Origin of the sequence: Burkholderia pyrrocinia (assembly GCF_001028665.1) — a bacterium.
Classification (GTDB): domain Bacteria; phylum Pseudomonadota; class Gammaproteobacteria; order Burkholderiales; family Burkholderiaceae; genus Burkholderia; species Burkholderia pyrrocinia.
The window spans coordinates 1019988-1044846 of sequence record NZ_CP011503.1 but is presented as its reverse complement, the minus strand read 5'-3'; the positions used below and the strand labels follow the sequence as shown (position 1 = coordinate 1044846).

22 protein-coding genes are annotated in these 24859 nt (G+C 68.5%); 13 read left to right on the top strand and 9 right to left on the bottom strand.

What is annotated here, in order from left to right; genetic code table 11:
* Positions 1-346 precede the first annotated feature (346 nt).
* The gene (locus ABD05_RS04825; protein ID WP_047899184.1) at positions 347-970 is read left to right on the top strand and encodes an RBBP9/YdeN family alpha/beta hydrolase; all 624 of its coding nucleotides are present in this window, start codon (positions 347-349) and stop codon (positions 968-970) included.
* 18 nt (positions 971-988) lie between these two features.
* Here ABD05_RS04825 and ABD05_RS37310 read toward each other — a convergent pair whose 3' ends face one another.
* The 3 genes from ABD05_RS37310 to ABD05_RS04815 all read right to left on the bottom strand — a co-directional run bounded on the left by ABD05_RS37310 (position 989) and on the right by ABD05_RS04815 (position 2564).
* On the bottom strand, positions 989-1135 hold the full coding sequence (locus ABD05_RS37310; protein ID WP_231944061.1) for a hypothetical protein: 147 nt from the start codon (positions 1133-1135) through the stop codon (positions 989-991).
* 44 nt (positions 1136-1179) lie between these two features.
* Complete coding sequence (locus ABD05_RS04820; RefSeq protein ID WP_047899183.1) at positions 1180-1464, bottom strand: hypothetical protein; 285 nt, start codon at positions 1462-1464, stop codon at positions 1180-1182.
* A 179-nt stretch (positions 1465-1643) separates the two neighbouring features.
* On the bottom strand, positions 1644-2564 hold the full coding sequence (locus ABD05_RS04815; RefSeq protein WP_047899182.1) for a LysR substrate-binding domain-containing protein: 921 nt from the start codon (positions 2562-2564) through the stop codon (positions 1644-1646).
* Between the two features lie 112 nt (positions 2565-2676).
* Between ABD05_RS04815 and ABD05_RS04810 the strand changes: the two genes are divergently transcribed.
* The gene (locus tag ABD05_RS04810; protein WP_047899181.1) at positions 2677-3315 is read left to right on the top strand and encodes a glutathione S-transferase family protein; all 639 of its coding nucleotides are present in this window, start codon (positions 2677-2679) and stop codon (positions 3313-3315) included.
* 42 nt (positions 3316-3357) lie between these two features.
* On the opposite strand, the gene ABD05_RS04805 is transcribed toward ABD05_RS04810, so the two are convergent.
* Positions 3358-4629: an MFS transporter gene (locus ABD05_RS04805; RefSeq protein WP_047899180.1), complete on the bottom strand. Its 1272-nt coding sequence runs from the start codon at positions 4627-4629 to the stop codon at positions 3358-3360.
* A gap of 106 nt (positions 4630-4735) precedes the next feature.
* On the opposite strand from ABD05_RS04805, the gene ABD05_RS04800 reads away from it, so the two are divergent.
* The 3 genes from ABD05_RS04800 (at position 4736) to ABD05_RS04790 (ending at position 6495) form a co-directional block, all read left to right on the top strand.
* A complete protein-coding gene (locus tag ABD05_RS04800) occupies positions 4736-5788 on the top strand; it encodes a LysR substrate-binding domain-containing protein (protein WP_420796360.1) in 1053 nt (350 codons plus the stop codon).
* 99 nt (positions 5789-5887) lie between these two features.
* Complete coding sequence (locus tag ABD05_RS04795; RefSeq protein ID WP_047901081.1) at positions 5888-6115, top strand: type II toxin-antitoxin system Phd/YefM family antitoxin; 228 nt, start codon at positions 5888-5890, stop codon at positions 6113-6115.
* On the top strand, positions 6115-6495 hold the full coding sequence (locus ABD05_RS04790; protein ID WP_047899178.1) for a type II toxin-antitoxin system VapC family toxin: 381 nt from the start codon (positions 6115-6117) through the stop codon (positions 6493-6495). The genes ABD05_RS04795 and ABD05_RS04790 overlap by 1 nt, the downstream gene beginning before the upstream one ends.
* Before the next feature lie 21 nt (positions 6496-6516).
* Here ABD05_RS04790 and dapA read toward each other — a convergent pair whose 3' ends face one another.
* A complete protein-coding gene (dapA, locus tag ABD05_RS04785; RefSeq protein ID WP_047899177.1) occupies positions 6517-7410 on the bottom strand; it encodes a 4-hydroxy-tetrahydrodipicolinate synthase in 894 nt (297 codons plus the stop codon).
* A 452-nt stretch (positions 7411-7862) separates the two neighbouring features.
* Here dapA and ABD05_RS04780 point away from each other — a divergent pair, with 452 nt between their 5' ends.
* Entirely contained in the window at positions 7863-8882 is a 1020-nt protein-coding gene (locus tag ABD05_RS04780) for a sulfate ABC transporter substrate-binding protein (RefSeq protein WP_047899176.1), read from the top strand.
* 192 nt (positions 8883-9074) lie between these two features.
* Complete coding sequence (locus tag ABD05_RS04775) at positions 9075-10037, top strand: ion channel (protein WP_047899175.1); 963 nt, start codon at positions 9075-9077, stop codon at positions 10035-10037.
* A 37-nt stretch (positions 10038-10074) separates the two neighbouring features.
* Here the strand turns inward: ABD05_RS04775 and ABD05_RS04770 are convergent, their stop codons facing one another.
* The gene (locus tag ABD05_RS04770; RefSeq protein ID WP_047899174.1) at positions 10075-10689 is read right to left on the bottom strand and encodes a glutathione S-transferase family protein; all 615 of its coding nucleotides are present in this window, start codon (positions 10687-10689) and stop codon (positions 10075-10077) included.
* A gap of 192 nt (positions 10690-10881) precedes the next feature.
* On the opposite strand from ABD05_RS04770, the gene ABD05_RS04765 reads away from it, so the two are divergent.
* Positions 10882-11439: a sugar O-acetyltransferase gene (locus ABD05_RS04765; RefSeq protein ID WP_047899173.1), complete on the top strand. Its 558-nt coding sequence runs from the start codon at positions 10882-10884 to the stop codon at positions 11437-11439.
* A 1737-nt stretch (positions 11440-13176) separates the two neighbouring features.
* Positions 13177-16749, top strand: coding sequence for an indolepyruvate ferredoxin oxidoreductase family protein (locus ABD05_RS04760; RefSeq protein ID WP_047899172.1), 3573 nt, complete (start codon positions 13177-13179; stop codon positions 16747-16749).
* A gap of 99 nt (positions 16750-16848) precedes the next feature.
* Here the strand turns inward: ABD05_RS04760 and ABD05_RS04755 are convergent, their stop codons facing one another.
* Positions 16849-18258 carry a glycoside hydrolase family 1 protein gene (locus tag ABD05_RS04755; protein WP_047899171.1) on the bottom strand — a complete coding sequence of 470 codons (1410 nt, stop codon included), beginning with the start codon at positions 18256-18258 and terminating at the stop codon, positions 16849-16851.
* 399 nt (positions 18259-18657) lie between these two features.
* A complete protein-coding gene (locus ABD05_RS04750) occupies positions 18658-20325 on the bottom strand; it encodes a Na+/H+ antiporter (RefSeq protein ID WP_047899170.1) in 1668 nt (555 codons plus the stop codon).
* 295 nt (positions 20326-20620) lie between these two features.
* On the opposite strand from ABD05_RS04750, the gene ABD05_RS04745 reads away from it, so the two are divergent.
* The 4 genes from ABD05_RS04745 to ABD05_RS04730 all read left to right on the top strand — a co-directional run bounded on the left by ABD05_RS04745 (position 20621) and on the right by ABD05_RS04730 (position 23676).
* On the top strand, positions 20621-21907 hold the full coding sequence (locus ABD05_RS04745; RefSeq protein WP_047899169.1) for a sensor domain-containing phosphodiesterase: 1287 nt from the start codon (positions 20621-20623) through the stop codon (positions 21905-21907).
* 166 nt (positions 21908-22073) lie between these two features.
* Positions 22074-22460 carry a hypothetical protein gene (locus ABD05_RS04740; RefSeq protein ID WP_047899168.1) on the top strand — a complete coding sequence of 129 codons (387 nt, stop codon included), beginning with the start codon at positions 22074-22076 and terminating at the stop codon, positions 22458-22460.
* Positions 22457-22867, top strand: a complete 411-nt coding sequence (locus ABD05_RS04735) for a hypothetical protein (RefSeq protein WP_047899167.1) — start codon at positions 22457-22459, stop codon at positions 22865-22867. Before ABD05_RS04740 ends, ABD05_RS04735 begins: the two co-directional genes overlap by 4 nt.
* Before the next feature lie 83 nt (positions 22868-22950).
* Complete coding sequence (locus ABD05_RS04730; protein WP_047899166.1) at positions 22951-23676, top strand: copper homeostasis protein CutC; 726 nt, start codon at positions 22951-22953, stop codon at positions 23674-23676.
* Between the two features lie 141 nt (positions 23677-23817).
* Here the strand turns inward: ABD05_RS04730 and bioB are convergent, their stop codons facing one another.
* A complete protein-coding gene (gene bioB, locus ABD05_RS04725; RefSeq protein ID WP_047899165.1) occupies positions 23818-24837 on the bottom strand; it encodes a biotin synthase BioB in 1020 nt (339 codons plus the stop codon).
* Between the last annotated feature and the right edge of the window lie 22 nt (positions 24838-24859).

The following is a 24859-nucleotide window of genomic DNA, read 5'->3' as shown; positions in this document are numbered from 1 at the left end:
CGAGGCTCGTCACGGGAACGGCGAGAGGGGCCGGGCGCAGCGCGCCGGCGGGCGTAGCGGACATCGGGCGTCTCCTGACGGCCGGGCCCGGCGCGTCGGCGCCCGGTCCGGTTCGGTGTGAAGCTGACGGGAAGCCCACATTCTACGGTTTCGCGGCATATTGCGCCGCCGTGCGGGCCGGCCGCCCGGCGCAGGTCGCCACCGGGCCGCCAGCGCCAGGCAGCCGGCCCCGGGTCGCCGTCCGGCGGACGGCCGACCCGCGCAAAAGCAAAGCACAAAATATTGGTTCGGCCGCCGGGCGCCGCGCGCCACAATCGAAACTCGTCTTCACGCAAGCGAGGCAATCATGCGCGCATGCAGCAAATCGGCGTGGCCGCCGCGGCTCGTCACCGTTCCGGGCCTGCACGGCAGCGAAGGCGCTCACTGGCAGACCTGGCTCGAGCGGCAGTTCCCGCGCGCGCTGCGCGTCGAGCAGGACGACTGGGACGCGCCCGATCTCGCGCGCTGGGCGCAGTCCGTGCGCGCGCTGCTCGACCGCGAGCGCGGCCCGTTCGTGCTCGCCGCGCACAGCTTCGGCTGCCTCGCGGCCGCGCATGCGCTCGCGCAGTGGCCGCATGCGGGCGATGTCGCGGGCGTGCTGCTCGTCGCGCCCGCCAGCCCGACGAAATTCACGTTTGCCGGGCCGTTCGACGCGCGCCGGCTCGCGGTGCCGTCGATCGTGATCGGCAGCGAGACCGATCCGTGGATGCCGCTCGCCGATGCGCGCACGCTCGCGCAGCGCCTGGGCAGCGCGTTCGTGAACCTCGGCGACGCCGGGCACATCAATACCGCGGCCGGCTTCGGGCCTTGGCCGCGCGCGAAGTACTTCGTCGACACGCTCGTCCATTGCGCGGCGCCGCTGCGCTTTCGCGATGCGGACGACGACTTCGACGCCGCGCTCGTCGATCGCGCGCTCGCGCACGCGGTCTGACGGGCGGCGCCGTTGCGGTTACGACGCGGAGACGGGCTGCACCGCGGCCGGGTCCGAATAGCTCGGCCGGCCGTTCTCGACGTGGCCTGCGAAACGGCGCGAGAACGTGCCGTTCGCGCCGTCGCTCACCGTCACGTCATACCAATGGCGGCTCGCTGACGGCATGTTGTCCACCTCGGTTCTGCGGTCGGGGGACGGGAGCGGCGCGATCAGCTCGGCGAAGATGCAGCGGTGGCCGACGCGGCCGCGTTCGTCGCGGGCTTCGCGTCGTCGTCGTCATCGGGCGGGTAGTGCACGACGGGCGGCGCGAGCGGAGCGGCATCGGACGCGGCGCCGTTCGCGGCGGCATCGCTGTTGAACGCGCTGGCCGAGCCGCTCGATGCGCCGGCCTGTTGCGAGGCGTCGGCCGCGTGCGCGTCGTGCGGCGCGTCGTCGCTGCAGGCGGCGACGAAAGCGGCGGCACAAAGAACGACGACGACGGAAACGCGACGCATGACTTCTCTCCTGGCAGGCTGATCGGGAAACGTCTTCGAGTATGCCGTTGCGATGCGACGTTTCGGTGAATCGTTTGCGACCGGTGCGCGATCGCGAAATGCTCTCGTCAAACTAACGAATTACTTTCGTGCGCGTGCGTGCATGCAGCCGGTATGCGGCCCTTGCCGACCGCCGCCTGTCAGCGCCGCGGCGTCCTGCGCCGCACTTCGCTGCGCAGCCAGTCGAGCCAGGTGCGGATCGCCGCTTCGTGCGGATGGCCGGGGCGCCACACGACGTAGTGCGCATACACGTCGGTCACGCGCACCGTCGACACGCGCACGAGCGTGCCGGCCGCGAGTTCGGGCTCGATCAGCGAGCGGCGGGCGAGTGCGACGCCGCGCCCTTTCAGCGTCGCGTCGATCAGCGCGGTCGCATCGGTGAAGCGCGGCGCGCGCGCGGATTCGGTGAGGTCGAGCCGCGCGGCCTGGAACCACGGTTCCCACGGCTGCGCGGGATGGCGCAGCAGCGTCGCCCGCACGAGATCGCCCGGCGCGCGTGGCGCGACGCCGTCGCGATTGCGGTACGCGGGGCTCGCGACCGGAAAGATCGTCTCGTTCATCAGTTTCTCCGCGACGACGCCCGGCCACGTGCCGGGCCCGTAGCGCAGCGCGACGTCGATGCGGTCGCGCTTGCGCAGCGGCGCGAGCGCCGCGTCCGGGTGCAGCGTGATCGCGATGTGCGGATGCGCGGCCGTGAAGCGCGGCAGGCGCGGCGCGAGCCAGCGCTCGGCGACGCTCGGCAGCACGCTGACGTTCAGCGTGACGTCGCAGATGCGCGGGCGGCTGCGCACGGCGAGTGCCGGCTCGAATGCGCGTTCGAGCACGCTCAGGCCCTGGCGCACCTGCAGCGCGAGCGCGTGCGCGGCGTGCGTCGGTGTCGCGCCGTTGCGCTCGCGCGTGAAGAGCGGATAGCCGAGTTGCGCCTCGAGCGTGCGGATGTGCTGGCTGACGGCGCCTTGCGTGAGCGCGAGTGCGTCGGCCGCGCGCGTGAAGCTCTGCAGCCGCACGGCGGTCTCGAACGCGCGCAGCGTCTGCAGCGGAGGGAGGTGGATGCGTCGCATGCGGGTATTAGTAACACTAATGCCCGAGCACGACAATTCATCGTTTGCGGCGCCCGGGCACGCGTTCCTACACTCGGTTCCGTCTTCAACAGACCCGTCAGGCCACATCATCATGAACGCATATCGTCTCTATCTTTCGCCGGGCGCCTGCTCGCTTGCCGCTCACATCGCGCTGGAGGAAACCGGCGCGCCGTTCGACGTCGAGATCGTCTCCGTGCAGAAACAGCAGAACCTCGAAGCGCGCTATCTCGCGATCAACGCGAAGGCGCGCGTGCCCGTGCTCGCGATTCCGGGCGAGCCGCGCGTGCTCACCGAAACGCCCGCGATCCTCACGTATCTCGCGCGCCGTTATCCGGACGCGCGATTGCTGCCGCTCGACGATCCGCTGCGCGAGGCGCGGTGCCACGAATGGCTCGCCTGGCTGGTCGGCTGGGTGCATGGCGTCGGCTACGGCGCGCTGTGGCGGCCGGGCCGCTTCATCGACGATCCGGCGCTGCACGGTGCGGTCAGCACGCACGGGCGCGGCACGATCGATGCAGCGAACCGGAAGATCGAAGCCGCGCTCGCCGATGGCCGCACGTGGGCCGAACCGGGCGCGCATTCGATCGTCGATCCGTTCCTGTTCGTGCTGTATCGCTGGGGTGTCGCGATCGGACTCGACATGACGCGGTATCCCGCGTGGACGGCCCATGCGCAGCGCGAGGCCGAACGGCCGGCTGCGCGGCGTGCGCTGGCGCGCGAGGCGGGCTGACGGATGCGCGGGCGTCGTTGCGTTCGCGGCGACGCTCGGCCGCTATCGCACGGCGAACAGCGGATAGGTCGCGCCGGCGATCAGCGCGGTCGCGAGCCAGACCACGCTCCACGAACTGACGGCGAGCAGCGGCGGAATCGCGAGCGGCGTCGCGAACAGCCCGAGGTAGACGATCGTGTTCGCCATCCCGAGTGCGGTGCCCGCGTGGTTCGCGCCCGCGAGCGTCGCGAGTTCCGTGTACGCGACGCCGTGCCACGCCGATACGCAGATGCCCGCGAACACGAGAATCGCGACGATCGCGGCGAGCGGCACGTGCGGGCTGCCGGCCGTTGCGGCTGCAAGCAGCGCGAACGAGCCGGCCGCGACGAGCACCGAGCCGCGCAGGTACGCGCGCCGGTTGCCGTGACGGTCGGTATGACGGCCGCTCCAGACGCGCATCACCATCGCGCCGAGTTGCAGCGCGACCATCGCCGCGCTGATGCCGGCGAGGCCGAGCCGGCCGAAGTCGTGCAGGAACACCGTCGCGAACGTGAGCACCGCGAACTGCGGCGCGCACAGCAGGCCCATGCCGAGCACGATGCGCCACACGCGGCCGCTCGCGAGCGGGCCGCGCGCATGCGGGGCGGGTTGCTGCTGTTCGACGGAGCGAGGCGCGGCGCCGGGCACGGCGGCCGGCGCGGCGGGTGGCTCGTGCAGCCAGCGCCAGGCCAGCGCGGCCGATCCCGCGCACAACAGCATCAGCGCACCGAACACCGCGGCGAAGCCCAGATGCGACGCGAGCGACGGCAGCAGCGCGGCGCCGACGCCGCCACCGAGCGGCACGGCCGTCTGGCGAATGCTCATCGCGAGCCCGCGTTCGCGCTCGCCGAACCAGCGCATCACCGCGCGCCCGCTCGACCCGTTCACGCTGCCGCCAAGCAGGCCGACGCAGCTCATCGCAGCGACGACGCGCATCAGCGGCGGCACCGCGTGCGCGGTCGGGACGATCGTGCACACCATCAGCGCGAGCATCGCGGCCGTCGCGACGAGCCCGGTCATCAGCACGCGGCGATCACCGAAGCGATCGGCGGCCATTCCCCACGGCAGCTCGGACAGCGCGACGCCGAAGCCGAGCGCGCCGAGCACGAGGCCGAGCGCGCCGTTGTCGAGGTGATAGGCCGCGCGCATCCACACGGCCGTGGTCGGAATGCCGGCCGCGGCGGCCGAAAAGCTCATGTTCGCGGCGACGCCGGCCGCCAGCACGCGCCAGCGGTGGGCCGGGCCGCGCGCGTCGCGGGCGGGCGAGGTGGGGGAGGCGATGCAGGTGGTATCCATGGCGGCAGGCCCGGTTGGAAATTGACATCGACAGTCTGGCGGCCTACATTCATCCTGAAAATCGGAAAGTTTTTGATGAATCGTTCGATAAAACAGGATGATTGACGTGCCCGGACAAGATATTCCCCGTGGTGGCGGCGAGCCGCTCGCAATGGTCGATGTCGCGCAGGCCCGGCCCAACTTCGACGTGGCGGCGCTGCGCAGCCTCGTCGCGGGCGTGGATCTCGGCAGTTTCGCGAAGGCAGCCGACCGCGTTGCGCGCTCGTCGTCGGCGGTGAGCGCACAGATCCGCAAGCTCGAGGAGCAGGCCGGCACGCCGCTGTTCGTGAAAGCCGGGCGCGGGCTCGCGCTGACCGATGCCGGCGACGCGATGCTGCGCTATGCGCGACGGATGATCGAGCTGAACGACGAGGCGGCCGCGGCCGTGCGCGGCGTGAATCTCGACGGCTGGGTGCGCGTCGGGCTGCAGGAGGATTTCGGCGAGGCGATCCTGCCCGACGTGCTCGGGCGGTTTGCGCGCGCGCATCCGAAGGTGAGGATCGAGGCGCGCGTGGCGCGCAATGCCGAGCTGCTCGACCGGCTCGATGCGAACCAGCTCGATCTCGCGCTCGTATGGGGCGATCCGGCGTCGGCGGCGCTCGTTTCGCGGGCGGGGATCGACAGCGAAGCGATCGCGCAGGTGCCGATGCAATGGATCGGCGCGGCGGGCGCGGGCGGGTTCGGGATGCCGGACGGCGGTGGGGAGGAGGGCGGAGGAAGCGGCGCGGGAGAAGCGGTCGGCCGCGCGGCGTGTGCGCCTGGCGAGCCGCTGCCGCTCGTCGTGTTCGACCGGCCGTGCCGGTTCTTCGGCGCGGCGACCGATGCGCTCGACCGCGCGGGCGTGCCGTGGCGCGTCGCATTCACGACGCCGAGTCTTGCCGGACTATGGGCCGCGGCGGCGGCCGGACTCGGGCTGACGGTGCGCTCGCACTACGGGCTGCCCGCGTCGGTGCGCGTGCTCGATGCGGCTTCGTTCGGGCTGCCCGAACTGCCGAGCCTGCCGCTGATCCTGCTGCGGCGCACGTCGTCGGCGACGCCGACGGTCGACCGGCTCGCGCGGATCGTGACGCAGGCGGTGCGGGACGCGGCGGAGGGGGCGGTGGCGGCGCTGGCGGCCTGATACCGGCCGACTGGAATGCGTTCAGCTGGACGTTCGGCCTATTGGAGCAACGGGGCGAATGTCGCGACAATGGTGATCACTCAATGGATGGAGCTAATCATGCAAGTCGCAAACCTCCAGGAAGCCTCGCTCGATCTGCAACGGCTGGTCGATGCCGCGATCGCTGGCGAACGCGTCGTGATCATGCAGGACGGCAAGCAGTCGGTCCGGCTCGTGCCGCTCAGGCCAATTCATTCATTCGGTGCCCTCGAGGGGCAGATATGGATCGCCGATGACTTCGACGCACCGCTTTCCGCCGAAGAGCTGGCCGCATTCATGGGTAAGTAATGCGGCTGCTGTTCGATACGCACATCTTTCTCTGGGCGGTGGCGAATGATCCGAAGCTGAGCGTTCGCGCGCGCAATCTGATTACCGCTGCCGATGAAGTGTTCGTCAGCAGCGCGAGCATCTGGGAAGTGGCGATCAAGGCAGGGAAGGGAAAGCTCGACGTCGATGTGGATCGGTTGGTCGACAGGATCAACACGAACCAGTACCGCGAACTGCCGGTTCGGGCAGCGCACGGCGCAGCCGTGCGCCATCTGCCCCACTATCATCTCGACCCGTTCGACCGGCTGCTCGTCGCGCAGGCGTGGAGTGAACCGCTGCTGCTTGTCACCGCGGACGGCCATCTTTCGCAGTATGGCGCGTCGCGGATTCTGACGGTCTGAAACAGTTTTCGGAGCGAAATCCTACGCTGTCGCGACAGCTTGCGTGGACACTTCCAGTTCCGCGCAGAGCTTGGCCAGCCGCTCCCGCAACCCCTCGCTTGCCGGCACGAACGGCAGCCGCAACCCGTCCTCGCACCAACCTTGCGCGGCCAGCACGGCCTTCACCGGCGCCGGGTTCGGCTCCGCGAACAGCGCCGCGACGAGCGGCTGCAGCGCGACCGACAGGCGCCGCGCATCGGCGAGCCGTCCGTCGCGCAGCAGCGCATGGATGCGCACATGCCATTCGGGCAGCACGTGCGCGCTGCTCGCGATCGCGCCGTGCGCGCCGGCGCACAGTGCCGCGAAGTTCTGGTTGTCGTCGCCGGACAGGATCGCGAGCGGCGTGTCGTGCACGAGCCGGCTCATCCGGTCGAGCGTGCCGCCGCATTCCTTGATGCCCGCGACGCGCGGGTCGCGAGCGAGTGCCTGCAGCGTTTCCAGTTCGACGGTCACGCCGGTGCGGTACGGGATGTTGTAGACGAGTACCGACAGGTCGGCCGCATCGACGATCGCCTCGACATGGCGGCGGATGCCGTCCTGCGTCGGCCGCACATAAACGGGCGGCGTGACGAGCAGCCCGTCGGGCCGCAGCGCGGCGAGTTCGCGCGCGCGTGCCGCCGCGAAATGCGTCGCGCTCGCGGTCAGCCCGACGACGATCGGCAGGCCAGGCGCCGCGTCGCGCAGCGTCGCGAACACGGCGTCCTGTTCGCGCGCGTCGAGCAGCACGCCTTCACCGGTCGTCGCGCCCGCGACGAAGCCCGCGATGCCCGCGGCCGCGTAGTGGCGCGCGAGCCGCGCGAGTGCCGCATGGTCGACTTCGCCGTGGTGGAACGGCGTGATGATCGGCAGCCAGATACCTTCGAAACGTGTGTGCATGCAAAGCCTCATGGTGGAAACGGAGTGGGAAGGAACCGTTCCGCCGGCGGAGTGCCGGAACGAGGCATGCGGGCAAGGAGAAAGAAACGACCTGCGGGCATCCCGTCCGGCATTCGCCTGACGGGACGCGACGTCCCCGTCAGTCGAGGAGTCGTTTTTTCAGTTTCAGCCCGGCCGCGCGCGCACCTGCCGCGACGGCGGCAAGGATCGAGGGCGAGCGCAGGGCAGCGGACATGGATGAACCGTGAAGTGGGCTGAGCGGCGATCTTAACACCGGATCGGACGCGTGCGCGAGCACCCGCCTCCGTTTAGCAGGATTCGAGATTTGCTTTCCACGACTGATTGGAAAGCGCGCCGCGCCCGGCCGCTAGAATGCCCGCTTACGTTTCGATGACAGCGCGTACGCGTGCCGTCACGCACATTCACCACCACTGGAAACGGGGCATATCACGATGGCAAGCATCAAGGGGATCGGCCGCTGGCTGCACACGGGCGCGGCGGCGGCGCTGGTCGTGGCGGCGACGGCTGCGCACGCGGACACGTCGATCCTGAACGTGTCGTACGACGTGACGCGCGAGCTGTACAAGGACATCAACGCGAGCTTTGCCGCCGCCTACAAGCAGAAGACCGGCGAGACGGTCGCGCTCAAGCAGTCGCACGGCGCGTCGAGCGCGCAGGCGCTGTCGGTGCTGCAGGGGCTGCAGGCCGACGTCGTGACGATGAACCAGCCGAACGACATCGACCTGCTCGCCGAGCGCGGCCAACTGCTGCCGAAGGACTGGCGCGCGCGTTTCCCGGACAACAGCTCGCCGTACTCGACGACGATGGTGTTCCTCGTGCGCAAGGGCAACCCGAAGGCGATCAAGGACTGGAGCGATCTCGCGAAGCCGGGCGTCCAGGTGATCATCGCGAACCCGAAGACGTCGGGTAACGGCCGCTACGCGTACCTCGCCGCGTGGGGCTTCCAGAAGCAGAAGGGCGCGACCGACCAGCAGGCGCTCGACTTCGAGAAGGCGATCTTCCGCAACGTGCCGGTGCTCGACTCGGGCGGTCGAGGCGCGACGACGACGTTCACGCAGCGCGGCATCGGCGACGTGCTGGTCACGTTCGAGAACGAAGTCGCGCTGATGGACACGGGCGCGTCGGGCGCGCAGTTCGACGCCGTGTATCCGTCGGCGAGCATCCTCGCGGAGCCGCCCGTCGCCGTCGTCGACAAGGTCGTCGACAAGAAGGGCACGCGCAAGGTCGCGCAGGCGTATCTCGACTACCTGTACACGCCGGAAGCGCAGGAGATCATCGCGCAGCACCATCTGCGCCCGCGCGACGCGAACGTGCTGAAGAAGCATGCAGCCGAATTCAAGTCGCTGAAGACGTTCAGCGTCGAGCAGGTTTTCGGTAGCTGGGCGAACGCGCAGAAGACCCATTTCGCCGACGGCGGCACGTTCGACCAGGTGATCGTCGACCGGAAGTGATCGCGGCGCGCACCGCGCGCTTGTCCGCATGATGACGATGCAGCCGGCCGCTTTCATGCGGCCGGTCTTTTTCGTCGCTTCGTGGCCGCATGCGTCCGGCGGCGCGGCGAATTTCCATTCCGAATCGACACGCATTCCCGGCCGCCGCCGCGCGTGCTACGCTCGTCGCCTCCCTGCAACTGGCACCGCGCGATGAACGTCGATTCGTCCTCCCCCGCCTCCCGCGGCCGTGGCCGCAAGATCTGGTCGGGCACCCGCCCGGTGATCGCGTACGGGATGCCGCCGCTCGGCTGGCGCGATTTCTATCACCGCGCGCTGACGGTGAGCTGGCCCGTGTTCTTCCTGTCGCTCGCGGTGGTGTTCCTGCTGCTCAACGGCGGCTTCGCGACGCTCTACATGCTTGGCCACGCGTCGATCGCGAACCAGTCGCCGGCCGGGTTCGGCGGCGCGTTCTTCTTCAGCGTCGAGACACTCGCGACCGTCGGGTACGGCGACATGCATCCGCAGACCATTTATGCGCACCTGGTCGCGACATTCGAGATCTTCGTCGGGATGTCGGGCATCGCGCTGGCCACGGGGCTCGTGTTCGCGCGGTTTTCCCGGCCGCAGGCGAAGATCCTGTTCGCGCGCTACGCGATCGTGCGGCCGCTGAACGGCCGGATGACGCTGATGGTGCGCGCCGCGAATGCGCGTCAGAACGTGATTGCCGAGGCGCAGGCGAAATTGCGGCTGATGCGCGTCGAAGGCACGCACGAGGGCTACTCGCTGCGCAAGATCCACGACCTGCCGCTCGTGCGCAACGAGCATCCGATCTTCCTGCTCGGCTGGAACCTGATGCATGTGATCGACGAGTCGAGCGCGCTGTTTGGCGAGACGCCCGAATCGCTCGCCGCGCGCGACGCGTCGCTGCTGATCACGATCGAGGGCTCGGACGAAACGACCGCGCAGGTCATGCAGGCGCGTCACTCATGGGCGCATGGGGAGATTCGCTGGCGTCACCGCTATGTCGACCTGATGCACGACGAAGACGGCATCACGCACATCGACTACACGCATTTTCACGAGGTCGTGCCGGTCGACACCGACACCGACGAGCGCGGTTCGCCGGGCGTGGTGGTCGAAGCGGGCGCCGCGGCGCAGGGGCCGGCTGCATAGGTGCGTTCGAGGGGCGGCGGGCGCCGCCCCCCATGCGTCACGCGTGCAGCAGGCGCGCCGCTTCGCGTTGTTCGATCGCGACCGCGCGGCGGAACGCGTCGCGGTCCTCGGCTCGCGCGACGTAGTCGCCGAGCACGCCTTCGTGCGGCAGCAGGTGCGCGTCGAACGCGATCTTCAGCGTGCTGGCGAGCAGCAGGTCGGCCGCGGTGAAGCGGTCGCCGACGAGCCAGGGGCTATGGGCGAGCGCCTGCGCGAGCGCGCGCTGCACGCGCGTGATGTTGCCCCAGCCGAACGCGACCGGATTGCCCGACGCGCCCGTGAATTTTTCGGCCATCGCCGGTTCGAGGCAGGTCGGCGTGAAGAACATCCATTGGAGGAAACGACCGCGCAGCGGATCGTCGGGCGCGATGCCGAGCCCGGCGCCCGGGCAACAGTCGGCGAGATAGAGCAGCACGGCGCCCGATTCGGCGAACGGCGCGCTGCCGTCGTCGAGCGCGGGCAGCTTGGCCATCGGGTTGACCTGCACGAGTGCATCGCTGCCCTGTTCGTGCGAGCGCAGGTCGATCGGCACGAGTTCGTACACCACGCCGATCTCCTCGAGCATCCACAACGCCCGGAATGCCCGGGTCTTCGGCCAGTAGTAGAGCTTCATCGCGCCTCCGCGTTTGGTGCAGGTAGGGGCCGGTGGATGCTCAAGCGTACCCGAGCAACGCAGGTTCGACAGGGGTTTAATGAATGACTAGTTATATAAAAACTAGTCATAAATTTGAATCAAGAATCTCGGTGCAGATCAGCATGACTGCGATGCACCGCCGGTTCGACCGTGCACGGAGACAAGCAACGAATGGCAAACGACGATCGCACCACGATCATTCCGCGAAGAACGCCGGAATCGGCGGCCATGGTGGCCGAGGTCAAGCGAGCGATGGCGATCACCGCGCGGCTCAATCGCCTGACGTTCGACGACGAGGCAGACGTTCGCGTATTGTTCAGCGAACTGATCGGCACGCAGGTGGACGACGGCTTCGTGCTGATTCCGCCGTTCCATGCGACGGGCGGTGCCGGCATGAAGATCGGGCGCAACGTGTTCGTCAACCAGAACTGTACGTTCTACGACCTGGGCGGGCTCGAGATCGGCGACGACGTGATGATCGGGCCGAACGTCAGCCTCATCACGTCCGGCCATCCGGTGGAACCTTCCCGGCGGCGCGATTTCGTTGTCGCGAAGTCGATCACGATCGAACGGAACGTGTGGATCGGCGCCGGCGCGACGATCATCGGCGGCGTGACGGTCGGCGAGAATTCGGTCGTCGCGGCCGGGGCCGTCGTCACCAAAGACGTTCCGCCGAATACGCTGGTCGGCGGCAATCCGGCAACGGTCATCCGTTCGATTGCCGAGTGAGGTTGCCCGGAAGCGCGTGTCGGCTTGAGTCAGCGCATTGGGGCGGATGTGGACAACCCACCGCGAAGGCGACTCGAAACGCTGTGCATTTGAATGGTGAGGGTGCCGCCGAGGCTGTCCGGACAAGGCTTTCCGGTTATCGCCCGAATGCTGCGCGTTGATGCGCAGATCGCTTCCGCCGATGTGCCGACGAACGTTTCTTCGCACGATCCGTTGTGGATATCCACGCATCGAAACGACTCGGCGCCCTGTGCAATTCACCGGTGAGGATGACCGGATGCCGCGCAATGCATGAAGAGGGTTGTGGATAACCGATCCGCGGAACGACGCGAAATGCTGTGAAATTCAGCGGTGAGTGCCGGCGTCCGATCGCGCGACGCGCCTGCGCCGGCGCGGCTTCCCGACCTTTGGTGCGATTCGGAGCGCCGCGCATTCTAGCCGAACGCACGCATGCGTGACCGAACCGCGAGTGCGTGGCGATGTGGATTCCGGCCCCGGAAGCCAATCGAAGGGCCGTGCATTCTAACGGTGAGCGGGGCTGTGTGGTCCGCAACGAGCTGATTTCATTGCGCGTTCCAACCTTCTCGAGCGACTCGACGCGCTGCGTAATTCGATGGTGAGCGTGTGTGCGCTCTCGGCGGGCAGCCGGTCAAGACGCGGCCGTTCGGCCGACAACGTCGTCTGAAGCGCTGTACATTTCAGGCTCGTGTGAGAGCACGCGATCGAAGGCAACGCGGTTTCCGGTGTGGATATCCGGCTGACGAGACGACTCGCGGCACTGTGTATTTCGAAGGTGAGAGTCGACACCCGATCGGACGGCGCGCCGATCCCGGCGTGGACTCCCGGCCGTCGCGGTCCTCGGAAACGCACTTTCATGGCCGATCAACGGATTCGCACTCATGTGGATATCCGTCTCGCCAAGCGACTCGAAGCGCTGTGGTTTTCGACGGTGAGGGTGCGTGCGTGGCCGGACGGCGGAGCCGGCCCGAGCGTGGACAACTGCCGCTGCGGCCACTCGAAGCGCTGCAGTTTTCAACGGTGAGGGTGCGCTCGAGACCGGACGGCAGAGCCGGTTCGGGCGGTGGACAACTACCGCTGCAGCCACTCGAAGTCCTGTGCATTTCAACGGTGAGTGCGGACCTGCGATTGCGTAGCGTGCGTGTTCGGGTGTGAATATCCGGCCGGCGAACCCACTCGCGATCCTGTGTATTCGATCGGTGAGGGTGAATCGCGGATCGACGAAATCAGCCGATCCCGATGTGGATATCCACCGCCGAAACCTACTCGCCACGCTGTGAATTTCAACGGTGAGCGTCGGTGCCCGATGAAACCGGATACCGATTACGGATGTGGACATCCCGGCCCCGACGCCACTCGAAACGCTGTGCATTCCAATGGTGAGCGTGACCGCCTCCAGCCGCCGAAACCCTTGTCACACGGGGCGCGAGCGCCTGCCGCCGGATCGGCCGGTTGCTCGCGGACCCGCACCGGTTGTTCCGGCAAACCACCCGACCGTCCAGACACCCCGCCCAACCCGCTCCACCACCGCGCGCGAAAACTCTCTCAAATCCCGGTAAAAAGCTGCGCAGTTTTTCTCGCTGCGGGCCCGTCCGAGCAAGATGAGAAAAAACATTCTCGCCTGCGCGCGAAAAAATAGAGCCATTCGCTGCCGGTGCCCACACGTCGCCCGACGCCCCGCCGCGCAGCCCAGAACAGCACAATCAGGAGACATCCCCCATGACCGCCCGCTTGCCCATCGACGGCACGCCTGCCCTGTCCGACTACCGCCTGACCGACAACCTGACCGCGACGCGCGGCCGGATCTTCCTGACCGGCACGCAAGCGCTGGTCCGCCTGATGCTGATGCAGCGCACGGTCGACACTGAACTGGGGCTCAACACCGCCGGTTTCGTCAGCGGCTACCGCGGCTCGCCGCTCGGCATGGTCGACCAGCAGCTGTGGAAGGCGAAGAAACTGCTCGACGGCAGCGGCGTGCGCTTCCTGCCCGCGATCAACGAGGAGCTCGGCGGCACGGCCGTGCTCGGCACGCAGCGCGTCGAGGCCGATCCCGAGCGCACGGTCGAGGGCGTGTATGCGATGTGGTACGGCAAGGGCCCGGGCGTCGACCGCGCCGGCGACGCGCTGAAGCACGGCAACGCATACGGTTCGTCGCCGCACGGCGGCGTGCTCGTCGTCGCGGGCGACGACCATGGCTGCGTGTCGTCGTCGATGCCGCACCAGAGCGACTTCGCGATGATCGCGTGGCACATGCCGGTCGTGAACCCGGCGAACATCGCCGACATGCTCGAATTCGGCCTGTACGGCTGGGCGCTGTCGCGCTATTCGGGCGCGTGGGTCGGCTTCAAGGCGATCTCGGAAACGGTCGAGTCGGGTTCGACCGTCGACCTCGACGCGCTGCAGACGCAGTGGCCGGCGCCGGCCGGCTTCACGCCGCCGGCGGGCGGGCTGCACAACCGCTGGCCCGACCTGCCGAGCCTCACGATCGAGGCGCGCCTCGCCGCGAAGCTCGACGCGGTGCGCCATTTCGCACGCACCAACAGCATCGACAAGTGGATCGCGCCGAGCGCGCAGGCGAACGTCGGCATCGTCACGTGCGGCAAGGCGCACCTCGACCTGATGGAAGCGCTGCGCCGTCTCGACCTGACGGTGGCCGACCTCGACGCGGCCGGCGTGCGGATCTACAAGGTCGGCCTGTCGTATCCGCTCGAGATGACGCGCATCGAGACCTTCGTCGACGGGCTCGCCGAAGTGCTCGTGATCGAGGAGAAAGGCCCGGTCATCGAGCAGCAGATCAAGGACTACCTGTACAACCGCGCGGAAGGCGCGCGCCCGCGCGTGCTCGGCAAGCACGACGCTGCCGGCGCCTGCCTGCTGTCCGAGCTCGGCGAGCTGCGCCCGTCGCGCATCCTGCCGGTGTTCGCCGAATGGCTCGCGCGGCACAAGCCGGCGCTCGACCGCCGCGAACGCGTCGTCGATCTCGTCGCGCCGCAGATCCTGTCGAACGAGGCCGACGCGGTGAAGCGCACGCCGTACTTCTGCTCGGGCTGCCCGCACAACACGTCGACGAAGGTGCCGGAAGGCTCGATCGCGCAGGCCGGCATCGGCTGCCACTTCATGGCGTCGTGGATGGAGCGCGACACGACGGGGCTGATCCAGATGGGCGGCGAGGGCGTCGACTGGGCCGCGCACGCGATGTTCACGAACACGAAGCACGTGTTCCAGAACCTCGGCGACGGCACCTACTTCCACTCGGGCATCCTCGCGATCCGCCAGGCGGTCGCCGCGAAAACGAACATCACGTACAAGATCCTCTACAACGATGCGGTCGCGATGACGGGCGGCCAGCCGGTCGACGGCAGCATCTCGGTGCCGCAGATCGCGCGGCAGGTGGAGGCGGAAGGCGTGTCGCGCTTCGTCGTCGTGTCCGACGAACCGGAGAAGTACGACGGCCATCACGGGCTGTTCCCGAAGGGCACGACGTTCCATCACCGCAGCGAGCTCGACGCGGTGCAGCGCGAGTTGCGCGAGACGCCGGGCGTCACCGTGCTGATCTACGACCAGACCTGCGCGGCCGAGAAGCGCCGCCGCCGCAAGAAGGGCGAATTCCCCGACCCGGACAAGCGCCTGTTCATCAACGATGCGGTGTGCGAAGGCTGCGGCGACTGCGGCGTGCAGTCGAACTGCCTGTCGGTCGAGCCGCTCGAGACGCCGCTCGGCCGCAAGCGCCGCATCGACCAGTCGTCGTGCAACAAGGACTATTCGTGCGTGAACGGCTTCTGCCCGAGCTTCGTGACGGTCGAAGGCGCGGCGCTGAAAAAGGCCGCAGGCGCCGCGTTCGACGAAGCGGCGCTCGCCGTGCGCGTCGACGCGCTGCCGGTGCCGGCGACGCATCTCGACGCGGCGCCGTTCGACATGCTCGTGACGGGCGTCGGCGGCACGGGCGTCGTGACGGTCGGCGCACTGATCAGCATGGCCGCGCACCTCGAAGGCAAGAGCGCGTCGGTGCTCGACTTCATGGGCTTCGCGCAGAAGGGCGGCTCGGTGCTGTCGTTCGTGCGGATCGCCGCGAACGACCGATGGCTGAACCAGGTGCGGATCGACACGCAGCAGGCCGACGTGCTGCTCGCGTGCGACATGGTCGTCGGCGCGAGCGCCGAAGCGCTGCAGACGGTGCGTCACGAACGTTCGCGGATCGTCGTCAACACGCACCGGATCCCGAACGCGTCGTTCGTGCAGAACCCCGACGCGAACCTGCATGCTGACGCGCTGCTCGAAAAGATGCGTCACGCGGCCGGCGACGGCTACCTGTCGAGCTGCGACGCGCAGGCGCTCGCCGCGAAGTTCCTCGGTGATTCGATCGGCGCGAACATCCTGATGCTCGGTTACGCGTGGCAGCTCGGCCTCGTGCCGGTGTCGCTCGCCGCGATGATGCGCGCGATCGAGCTGAACAACGTCGCGGTGCCGATGAACAAGCTCGCGTTCTCGATCGGGCGGATGGCGGCCGGCGATGCGGCGGGTCTCGATGCGTTGTGGAACGCGCGTCACGCGGTGGCCACGCACGCCGCGCCGGAAACGCTTGCCGAACTGATCGCCGACCGCGAAGCGCGTCTCGACGCGTATGGCGGCGCGCGCTACGTCGAGCGCTACCGTGCGCTGGTGAACGCGGCGGCCGCGAAGGGCGACGACGCGCTGACGCGCGCGGTCGCGACGACGTTCTACCGGCTGCTCGCGGTGAAGGACGAATACGAGGTCGCGCGGCTTTTCACGGACGACGCATTCCGCACGGCGCTCGAAGCGCAGTTCGAAGGCGTGCCGGGTCACGCGTATCGCGTGAAGTTCAACCTCGCGCCGCCGACGGTCGCGAAGGCCGGCCGCGACGGCAGCGTGCCGAAGAAGCGCGTGTTCGGTCAATGGATGTGGCCGGTGTTCGGCATGCTGGCGCGCGTGCGCAGCCTGCGCGGCACGTGGCTCGATCCGTTCGGCCGCACCGTCGAGCGCAGGATGGAGCGCGCGCTGGCTGACGACTACGAGACGACGCTCGCCCGTGCGCTCGCCGCGACGACGGCCGGCAATGCGGCGCAGGTCACGCAACTGGCCGACCTGCACGCCCGCGTGCGCGGCTTCGGTCACGTGAAGGTGCGCAACCTGGCCGGCGTGAAGCGCGCGGAGCGCGAGCTCGCGCTGCAGCTCGGCATCGACGCGGCGACGAGCGCAGCCGTGCAGCACGCGCTCGACGAGATGAAGGGCGCGGGGATGCTGAAGGGGATTCCGGTCGTCGTCGCGAAGTAACGCGAACGCGCGGCGACGCGTGTCCGGCGCTTGCCGGGGCAGCGCGCGAGGCATTTCCCGCAGGCTCGGCCGGCACGTGCGCTGCCGGCCGAGTCCGGGTTACGCGACCGAATTGCCGGCGATGCAGCGCGAGTAGTAGGCGAGGCTGCGCTTCGGCACGCGTTGCTGGGTGTTCGGGTCGACGTGAATCAGCCCGAATTTCTTCCCGAACCCGCTGCCCCATTCCCAACTGTCCAGCCCGGCCCAATAAAACACCCCGCCGAGCCGCACGCCTTGCCGGTACGCGTCGTGCGCCGACTTCAGGTAGCTGGAGAGATAGTCGATTCGCGGCCCGTCGTCGACCACGCCGCCGCTCGGCGCCGGCTCCTTGATCGCGAAGCCCGTCTCGGTGACGATGATCTGCGGGGCGCCATAGTCGTTGTGCACGCGCAGCAGCATTTCCGACATCCCGTACGGCTCGACCGGATATCCGACGGTCTGGATTTCGCCCGCAGGGCTGTCGGCGATGGCGAAGCCGGTGCCTGCGGCCGCTTTCACGTAGAAGCAGTTGTAGTACTGCACGCCGAGGAAATCCGGTTTCGCCGCGATCGTTGCCATGTCGCCTGGCTGGACGAGCGGCGCCAGTGCCGGCTGCAACTCGGCCGGATAACCTTTGCCGTAGAGCGGATCGAGAAACGCGCGATGCCAGAGCGCGTCGAATTGCGCGGCGGCTGCCACGTCCGCGGCGGCGTTCGTCGCAGGATGCACGGGGCGCCCGCTGATGGTGGTGCCGACCCGGGCCGTCCCCTGCACGTTCGCCCGGACCGCATCGAACATCAAGCCTTGCGCGAGATTCTGGTGATGGATGGCGGCGTACATCGCACCGTTCGATCGCACGCCCGGCGGCATCAGGCCGAAGCCGTAGCCGGCCAGCGCCACGCCGTTGGGTTCGTTGAGCATCATCCAGTGCTTGACCCGGTCGCCGAGTCGACGCGCGACGATCTGCGCGTAATCGGCCAGACGGTACGCGATGTCGCGATTCCGGAAATCGCCGGCCCAGACCGGGATGTCCCAGTGAAATAGCGTCAGGTAAGGCGTGAGCCGGTTTTCGAGCATCGTGTCGACCATCCGGTCGTACGTCGACAGACCCGCGTCGCTTACCGCGCCGGCGCTGTCCGGCTGCACGCGCGGCCACGCGACCGAGAAGCGGAATGCCTGGATGCCGGCCTGGCCGAGCAGCGCCAGATCGCCGGGGTAGCGCGTGTCGAATTCGATGCAGCGCGCGTTCGTGGAGCCGTCGGCGATCTTGCCGGGCTGGTCGGCGAACAGATCCCAGTTGCTCTGTCCGCGGCCGTCCCGGCTTTCGATTTGCGGCGCGGCGGTGGCGACGCCCCACACGAAATCATCGGCGAAGCGTGCGGAGGAATCGATGGAATCGCCGCCACAGGCGGACAGCAGGCCGCTGCCGAGCACGGCGGTGCCTTGCGTCAGAAATCGTCTGCGACCTTGAAGCGATACGGGTTTGATCATGCGTTCACCGGCTCTCGGGTGGATGGGCTTCTGATGAAATGACGTATTCCGTTGGAATACGATGTACCGAGATGATCGGGAGTGCGATGTAAGTCGTGGATGGTCCGGCGAGCTGTGCCTCGAGCGAATCACCGATGTCGACCGTGACCCCGCCGACGTCTGGGGAAGCAGCGATGGTAGCCGTGCTTTGTGTAAGTTTCTTTAAACCGGCTTACGAAATCGAGGAATCGCTTGCTGGTGTCGCCGGCCATGTCGGCCGCAGGAAATGGTGTGGCGCGCCACTTCGGAAACCGGCATGAGGCATTCGTCGATCGCACAAAAAAGCCGGGCTCCGCGCAATGCGGAGCCCGGCTTTCGAAGGTGCGTCGAACGAGCGGTTTGGCCGCGCCGCTCGCCCCGTCAGAGAATGCCTTTCTTGCGTGTCGACAGCGCGGTTTCCGACAGGTCGATCTCGCGGATCAGCTTCGTCAGCGTCTCGTCGGAAATCTTGCTGTCGCTGCGCAGCCGGTACAGCGCCGAGCGCTCCGCGCGGATCGCGGCGATCCGCATCTGCAGTTCCATCGTTTCGCTCTGCTTCGCTTCCGCGCGCGGCGTGGGGCCGTCCTCGGCAAGCGCGGCGAGCCGGCGGCGGTACTGGTCCATCACGCGCGCCGAGATGTCCGCGCAGCGCGCGGCGCCCGATTCGTCGAGATCGGCCGAGATCGCGTCGTGCGACGAGTCGATCGCGCGGATCGCGGCCTGCGCGGCGGCCGCGCGCGCGGTGCGTTCCTCGTCGGCGAGCGGGTTGCGCGACGAGCGCACGCCGCGCAGCAGCAGCGGCAGGCCGATCACTGCGACGACGAGCGAGCCGAGGATCACGGCCGACGCGACGAAGATCGCAGTGTCGCGCCCCGGCAGCGGCGCGCCGTCGGCGAGCGCGACCGGGATCGACAGCACGCCGGCGAGCGTGACCGCGCCGCGCACGCCGCCGACCGTCATCACCGCGATCGTGCGCACGCCGGCCATCGTGCCCGTGAGGCCCTGGCGCGCCGCGCGGCGGCTCGCAATCCAGCGCAGCAGCCAGACCCACAGGAAGCGGATCGCATACAGCGCGAGCATCATCGCGCACACGTTGAAGATCATCCGGCCGACCAGCGCGTCGCTCGTATGGTGCGCGTCGACGAGCGCGCGGCCGATGATGTGCGGCAACTGCAGCCCGAGCATGATGAACACCATGCCGTTGAACACGAACTCGATCATCGCCCACGTGCTTTCGGCGCGCACGCGCGACGCGACGGTGCTTTTGCGCGAGAAGCTCGTGTAATTCATCATCATCCCGGCCGACACGGCCGCGAGCACGCCCGACAGGTCGAGGTGCTCGGCGAACAGGTAGGCCGCGAACGGCACGAGCAGCGTCATCACGATGCCGGGGGCCGGATCGCCTTCCTGCTCGGCGTTCAGGAAGCGGGTCGACAGCGCGCTGAACACCCACGACACGATCGCGCCCGTCGCGAGCCCGCCAGCGGCGACGATCACGAACGTGACCGACGCGGCGCGCAGCGAGAACACGCCGGTCAGCGCGGCCGCGATCGCGAACTTCAGCGCGACGAGGCCCGACGCGTCGTTCATCAGCGCCTCGCCTTCGAGGATGTGCATCAGCTGCGGCGGGATCCGGCCCTTGCCGGCGATGCCCGACAGCGCGACCGCGTCGGTCGGCGACAGCACGGCCGCGAGCGCGAACGCGATCGGCAGCGGCAACTCGGGAATCAGCCAATGCGCGAAGTAGCCCACTGCGAGTACCGTCATGAACACGAGCCCGAACGCGAGCATCAGGATCGCGCGGCGCTGCAGGTACAGCTCGCGTTTCGGAATCCGCCAGCCGTCCGCGAACAGCAGCGGCGGAATGAACAGCAGCATGAAGATTTCGGGATCGAACGTGACGTGCAGGTTCAGCTTCGGCCACGCGAGCATCGCGCCGAACGCGATCTGCATCAGCGGCAGCGGCAGTTGCAACGGCAGGATGCGCGTGATGGCGCCGGACAGCGCAACGGCGAGCAGCAGGATCAGGACGGTGAAGACGATTTCCATCGATACGGCGAATACGGGGAATGAAACGATCGTACGGAGTGTAGCGTGCTGACGTGACGGCTGCGCTCGAGCGGCCGGTGCGTGCGCACGAAAACGGTGCATCGGGCGCGTGCCACGATGGTGCAACGGGCCGGCGCGCCCGCGCGGCGCATGGGTTGTTCGCTCCTTGCACGGAGCTTGCTTGATGCTGGGCAGCCGTCCGGCACCGACCGGACAACCGAGGGTCCAACCAAGACATTGCACGCGTCGTCCGTTTCGTCGGTCGCCGCGTTCGAGTGCTTCACAGGAGGAAGGCATGACGATCGTGCAACAGGAGCGTCCGGCCGCCGCGTCGCCGTACCGTTTCGAGCGGGAGATGAGCTCCGGCCTCGAACGTCTGGCAACGCAGCATCGCGACCTGACGCTCACGACCGTGTTCCAGCCGATATTCAGCCTGTCGCACCAGCGTGCGGTCGGCTACGAGGCGCTGTTGCGCGCGCACGATGCGCTCGACCGCCCCGTGTCGCCGCTCGACGTGTTCGGCGAAGCCGCGCGCCAGGGCGAACTGCTGCAGCTCGACCGGCTCGCGCAGGCGCTGCATCTCGAGAACTTCGCGCTGCTCGGCGCCGAGCGCGAGTGGCTGTTTCTCAACGTCCATCCGGGCGTGCTCACCGACCCGTTCCAGGCGGCCGCGCTGCTCGCGAACCTGAAGCGGCTCGGCATGCCGCCGCGCCGCGTCGTGCTCGAGGTGCTCGAACAGCGCGCGGAAGACGTCGAGCGGCTCGCCGAGGCCGTGCGCGAATTCCGCACCCATGGCTTCCTGATCGCGCTCGACGATTTCGGTGCCGGCCATTCGAACCTCGAGCGGATCTGGCAACTGAACCCGGACATCGTGAAGCTCGACCGGATCATGCTGTCGCACGCGGCGCACCGCACCGGGCTCACCGCGATCCTGCACGGGCTGGTGACGCTGCTGCACGAGGCCGGCAAGCTCGTGCTCGTCGAAGGGATCGAGACCGAGCACGAGGCGCAGATCGCGCTGTCGTGCGAGGCCGATTTCGTGCAGGGCTACTATTTCGGCCGCCCGGCGCCGGGGCTGCCCGACAGCGCGACCGCGACGGTCTGCATCGGCGAGCTGACCGAACGCTTTCGTCAGCAGACGGAAGCGCGCGAGCGGCGCGACGCGCAGCGAATCGCGCCGTACCTGCGCGCGTTCGAGCGTGCGGCAGAGCGCCTCGCGTCCGGCGAGCCGCTCGACGAGGTGTGCTGGAACTTCCTTGCACTCGACGCCGCCGCGCGCTGCTTCCTGCTCGACGCGCACGGCCGGCAGTCGGGCCGCAACGTCGTGCTGCGCGCCGATCGCGCGCTGAGCGAAGCACGGTTCTCGCCGCTGGCGGATGCGCAGGGCGCGAACTGGCTGCGCCGGCCGTATTTCCGCTCGGCGATCGCCGAGCCGGGGCGCGTGCAGGTCACGCGGCCGTACCTGTCGATCAACGAGGCGCAGCCGTGCGTGACGCTGTCGGTGGCCGTGCGCGTCGGCGATGCGCAGCGCGTACTGTGCGGCGATATCGACTGGGTCGACGACGAAGCGAACGCCGGCTAGCGCCGCGCGCGCACCGCATGCGGCGATCCGGCGATCGGGACGCATCGGCCCGGGCCGGCCGTTGCGTTCCCCGCGTGCTTCCCCGACAATGGCGCGATCGCGGCCGTCGTGACCGCGATCGCGCCGCTCCGGGGGCCACCATGGCGGCGAATAAAAGGACAACACAATGAAAAGACCGATTTCGCTGACCATCCTCGCGTGGATCATCATCGTCACCAACGCGATCACGTGCGTCTATACGCCGTTCTCGATCGGCATGCCGACCACCCAGGCGCTGCTGTCGCACTACCTGCTGCCCGTCTGGGCGACGCTCGGCATCAGCGTGATCATCGAAGCCGCGAACGTCGTGATCGGCATCGCGATCCTCAAGGGCCGCGAGTGGTCGCGCAAGGCCTATATCGCGACGTCCGTGTTCGGTTTCGCGTTCTCGTTCGTCAACATGCCGACGTCGATGTTCGCGGTGCTGATTCCCGGCTTCCTGCTGTTCGCGCTGTTTGTCTACCTGCTGTTCCGGCGCCCCGCGACCGCGTATTTCCGCCAGGCCCTCGCGTGAGCTTCGTGCGCAACGCGCTGGCGATCGTGCTGTTCGCGATCGCGGGCATGTGCGTGGTCGCCGCGCAGATGGTCGCGTTCATGAAGATCGGCCATACGGGCGCGATGTTCGTCTTCGTATTCGTTGCCGTGCTGTTCGCGTTCTCGGCCGCGCTTCTGGCCGCGGGCGCGTTCGCCGGCGCGTTCCGGCCGCGTGCGCGGGGCGCGGGCATCGCGCTGCTCGCCGCGACCGCGGCGACCGCATTCGGGATGATGGGCTGGGTGTCGCTGCTGCTGGCGCCCGGGATCGTCGACGTGATGCAGCAGCAGGGCGTGGACGTGAACGCGCGGATGTTCCGGTTCGCGCCCGGCGCCGCGGTGACGGCATTGTCCGCGCTGGCCGGCGTCTGGCTCGTGCGGCGCGGCTGACGGGCGCGGCGGCCCCCACGCTGGCGCCCGTCGCGCCGCTCGGCTAGGATGCGCGAATTGTCCTGACGAATCGCGAGCCGCCGATGACCAGAAACGCCGCTTCTTCCGTCCTCCTCGAAGTGATCGCCACGACCGTCGGCGATGCGAAGGCCGCCGCCCGCGCGGGCGCCGACCGCCTCGAACTCGTGACCGCGATCACCGAAGGCGGCCTGACGCCGAGCGTCGGCCTGATCGAGGCCGTCGTGGCCGCCGTGCCGATTCCCGTCAACGTGATCGTGCGCCCGCACAGCCGGTCGTTCGTCTACGACGCCGACGACCTGCGCGTGATCGAACGCGACGTGCGCGCGGCCGTCGCGGCCGGTGCAAACGGGGTCGTGTTCGGCGCGCTCGATGCGCGCGGCGACGTCGATCTCGGCGCACTGGCCCGCATCGCGGCTGCCGCGGATGGCCGCGCGCTGACGTTCCATCGCGCGTTCGACGTGTCGCGCGACCTCAACGCCGCGTTCGACGCGTTGCTGCGCGTGCCGGCCGTCACGTCGGTACTGACGTCGGGCGGCCACCCGTCGGTGCTCGATGCTGCCGCGACGATCACGCGGATGGTGCGGCACGCGGAAGGGGCGACGTGCACGGTGCTGGCCGGCTCGGGGCTCACCGTCGATGCGGTCGGCGATTTCGTCCGGGCCACCGGCGTGCGCGCGGTGCATTTCGGCTCGGGCGTGCGGCCGCGCGGCGAGGTGCTGGCACCCGTCGACGAACAGCTCGTCGAGCGGGTGCGCGCGGCGCTCGACGGCGCGGCGGCGCACGTGTGACGCTCGACGGCGTGCGCTGGCGCGTCGAGAAGACCGTGATTCTCGATGCGCAGGGTAACGCGGTGCAGACGATCGGATGAAAAAAAGCCGAGGCATGCCCCGGCTTTTTCATTCGCAGCGCCGGCCCGACGGCCGTTTCGCTTACGCGTTTTCCGACAGTGCGTCGGCCTGGCTCGCGCGGATGCCGAGGCGCTCGAACAGCGCGCGGTCGCGCTGCGTCTGCGGGTTGCTCGTCGTCAGCAGCTGGTCGCCGTAGAACATCGAGTTCGCACCGGCGAGGAAGCACATCGCCTGCATCGCGTCGTCGAGCTGCTCGCGGCCGGCCGACAGGCGTACGACGGCCTTCGGCATCGTGATGCGCGCGACCGCGATCGTGCGCACGAACTCGAACGGGTCGAGCGGCGCAGTGCCTTCGAGCGGCGTGCCTTCGATCGCGACGAGGTTGTTGATCGGCACCGATTCCGGATACGGGTTCAGGTTCGCGAGCTGCGAGATCAGGCCCGCGCGCTCGCGGCGCGACTCGCCCATCCCGATGATGCCGCCGCAGCACACGTTGATGCCCGCGTCGCGCACGCGGTCGAGCGTGTCGAGGCGATCCTGGTACGTGCGCGTCGAGATCACCTGGCCGTAGAACTCCGGCGACGTGTCGAGGTTGTGGTTGTAGTAGTCGAGGCCCGCGTCGGCGAGCTGCTGCGCCTGTTCGTCCTCGAGCATGCCGAGCGTCATGCAGGTTTCGAGGCCGAGTTCCTTCACGCCGCGCACCATCTCGGTCAGCGCCGGCATGTGGCGTTCCTTCGGGTTGCGCCACGCGGCGCCCATGCAGAAGCGGCTCGCGCCGTTCGCCTTCGCCGCGCGCGCGGCGTCGAGCACCGTATCGACATCCATCAGCTTCTCGGCCTTCAGGCCCGTGTCGTGATGCGACGACTGCGAGCAGTAGCCGCAATCTTCCTCGCAGCCGCCCGTCTTGATCGACAGCAGCGTCGACAACTGCACCGCATTTGCGTCGAAGTGCTCGCGATGCACCTGCTGCGCGCGGAAGATCAGGTCGTTGAACGGCAGTGCGAACAGCGCGACGACGTCGGCGACGCGCCAGCGCTGCGGGGCCGGTGCGGCCACGGGAATCGCGTCGGGTTGCACGGCGGCGGTCTGGGCTTGGGTCATTTCGTTTTCCTGTCCTGGGCGG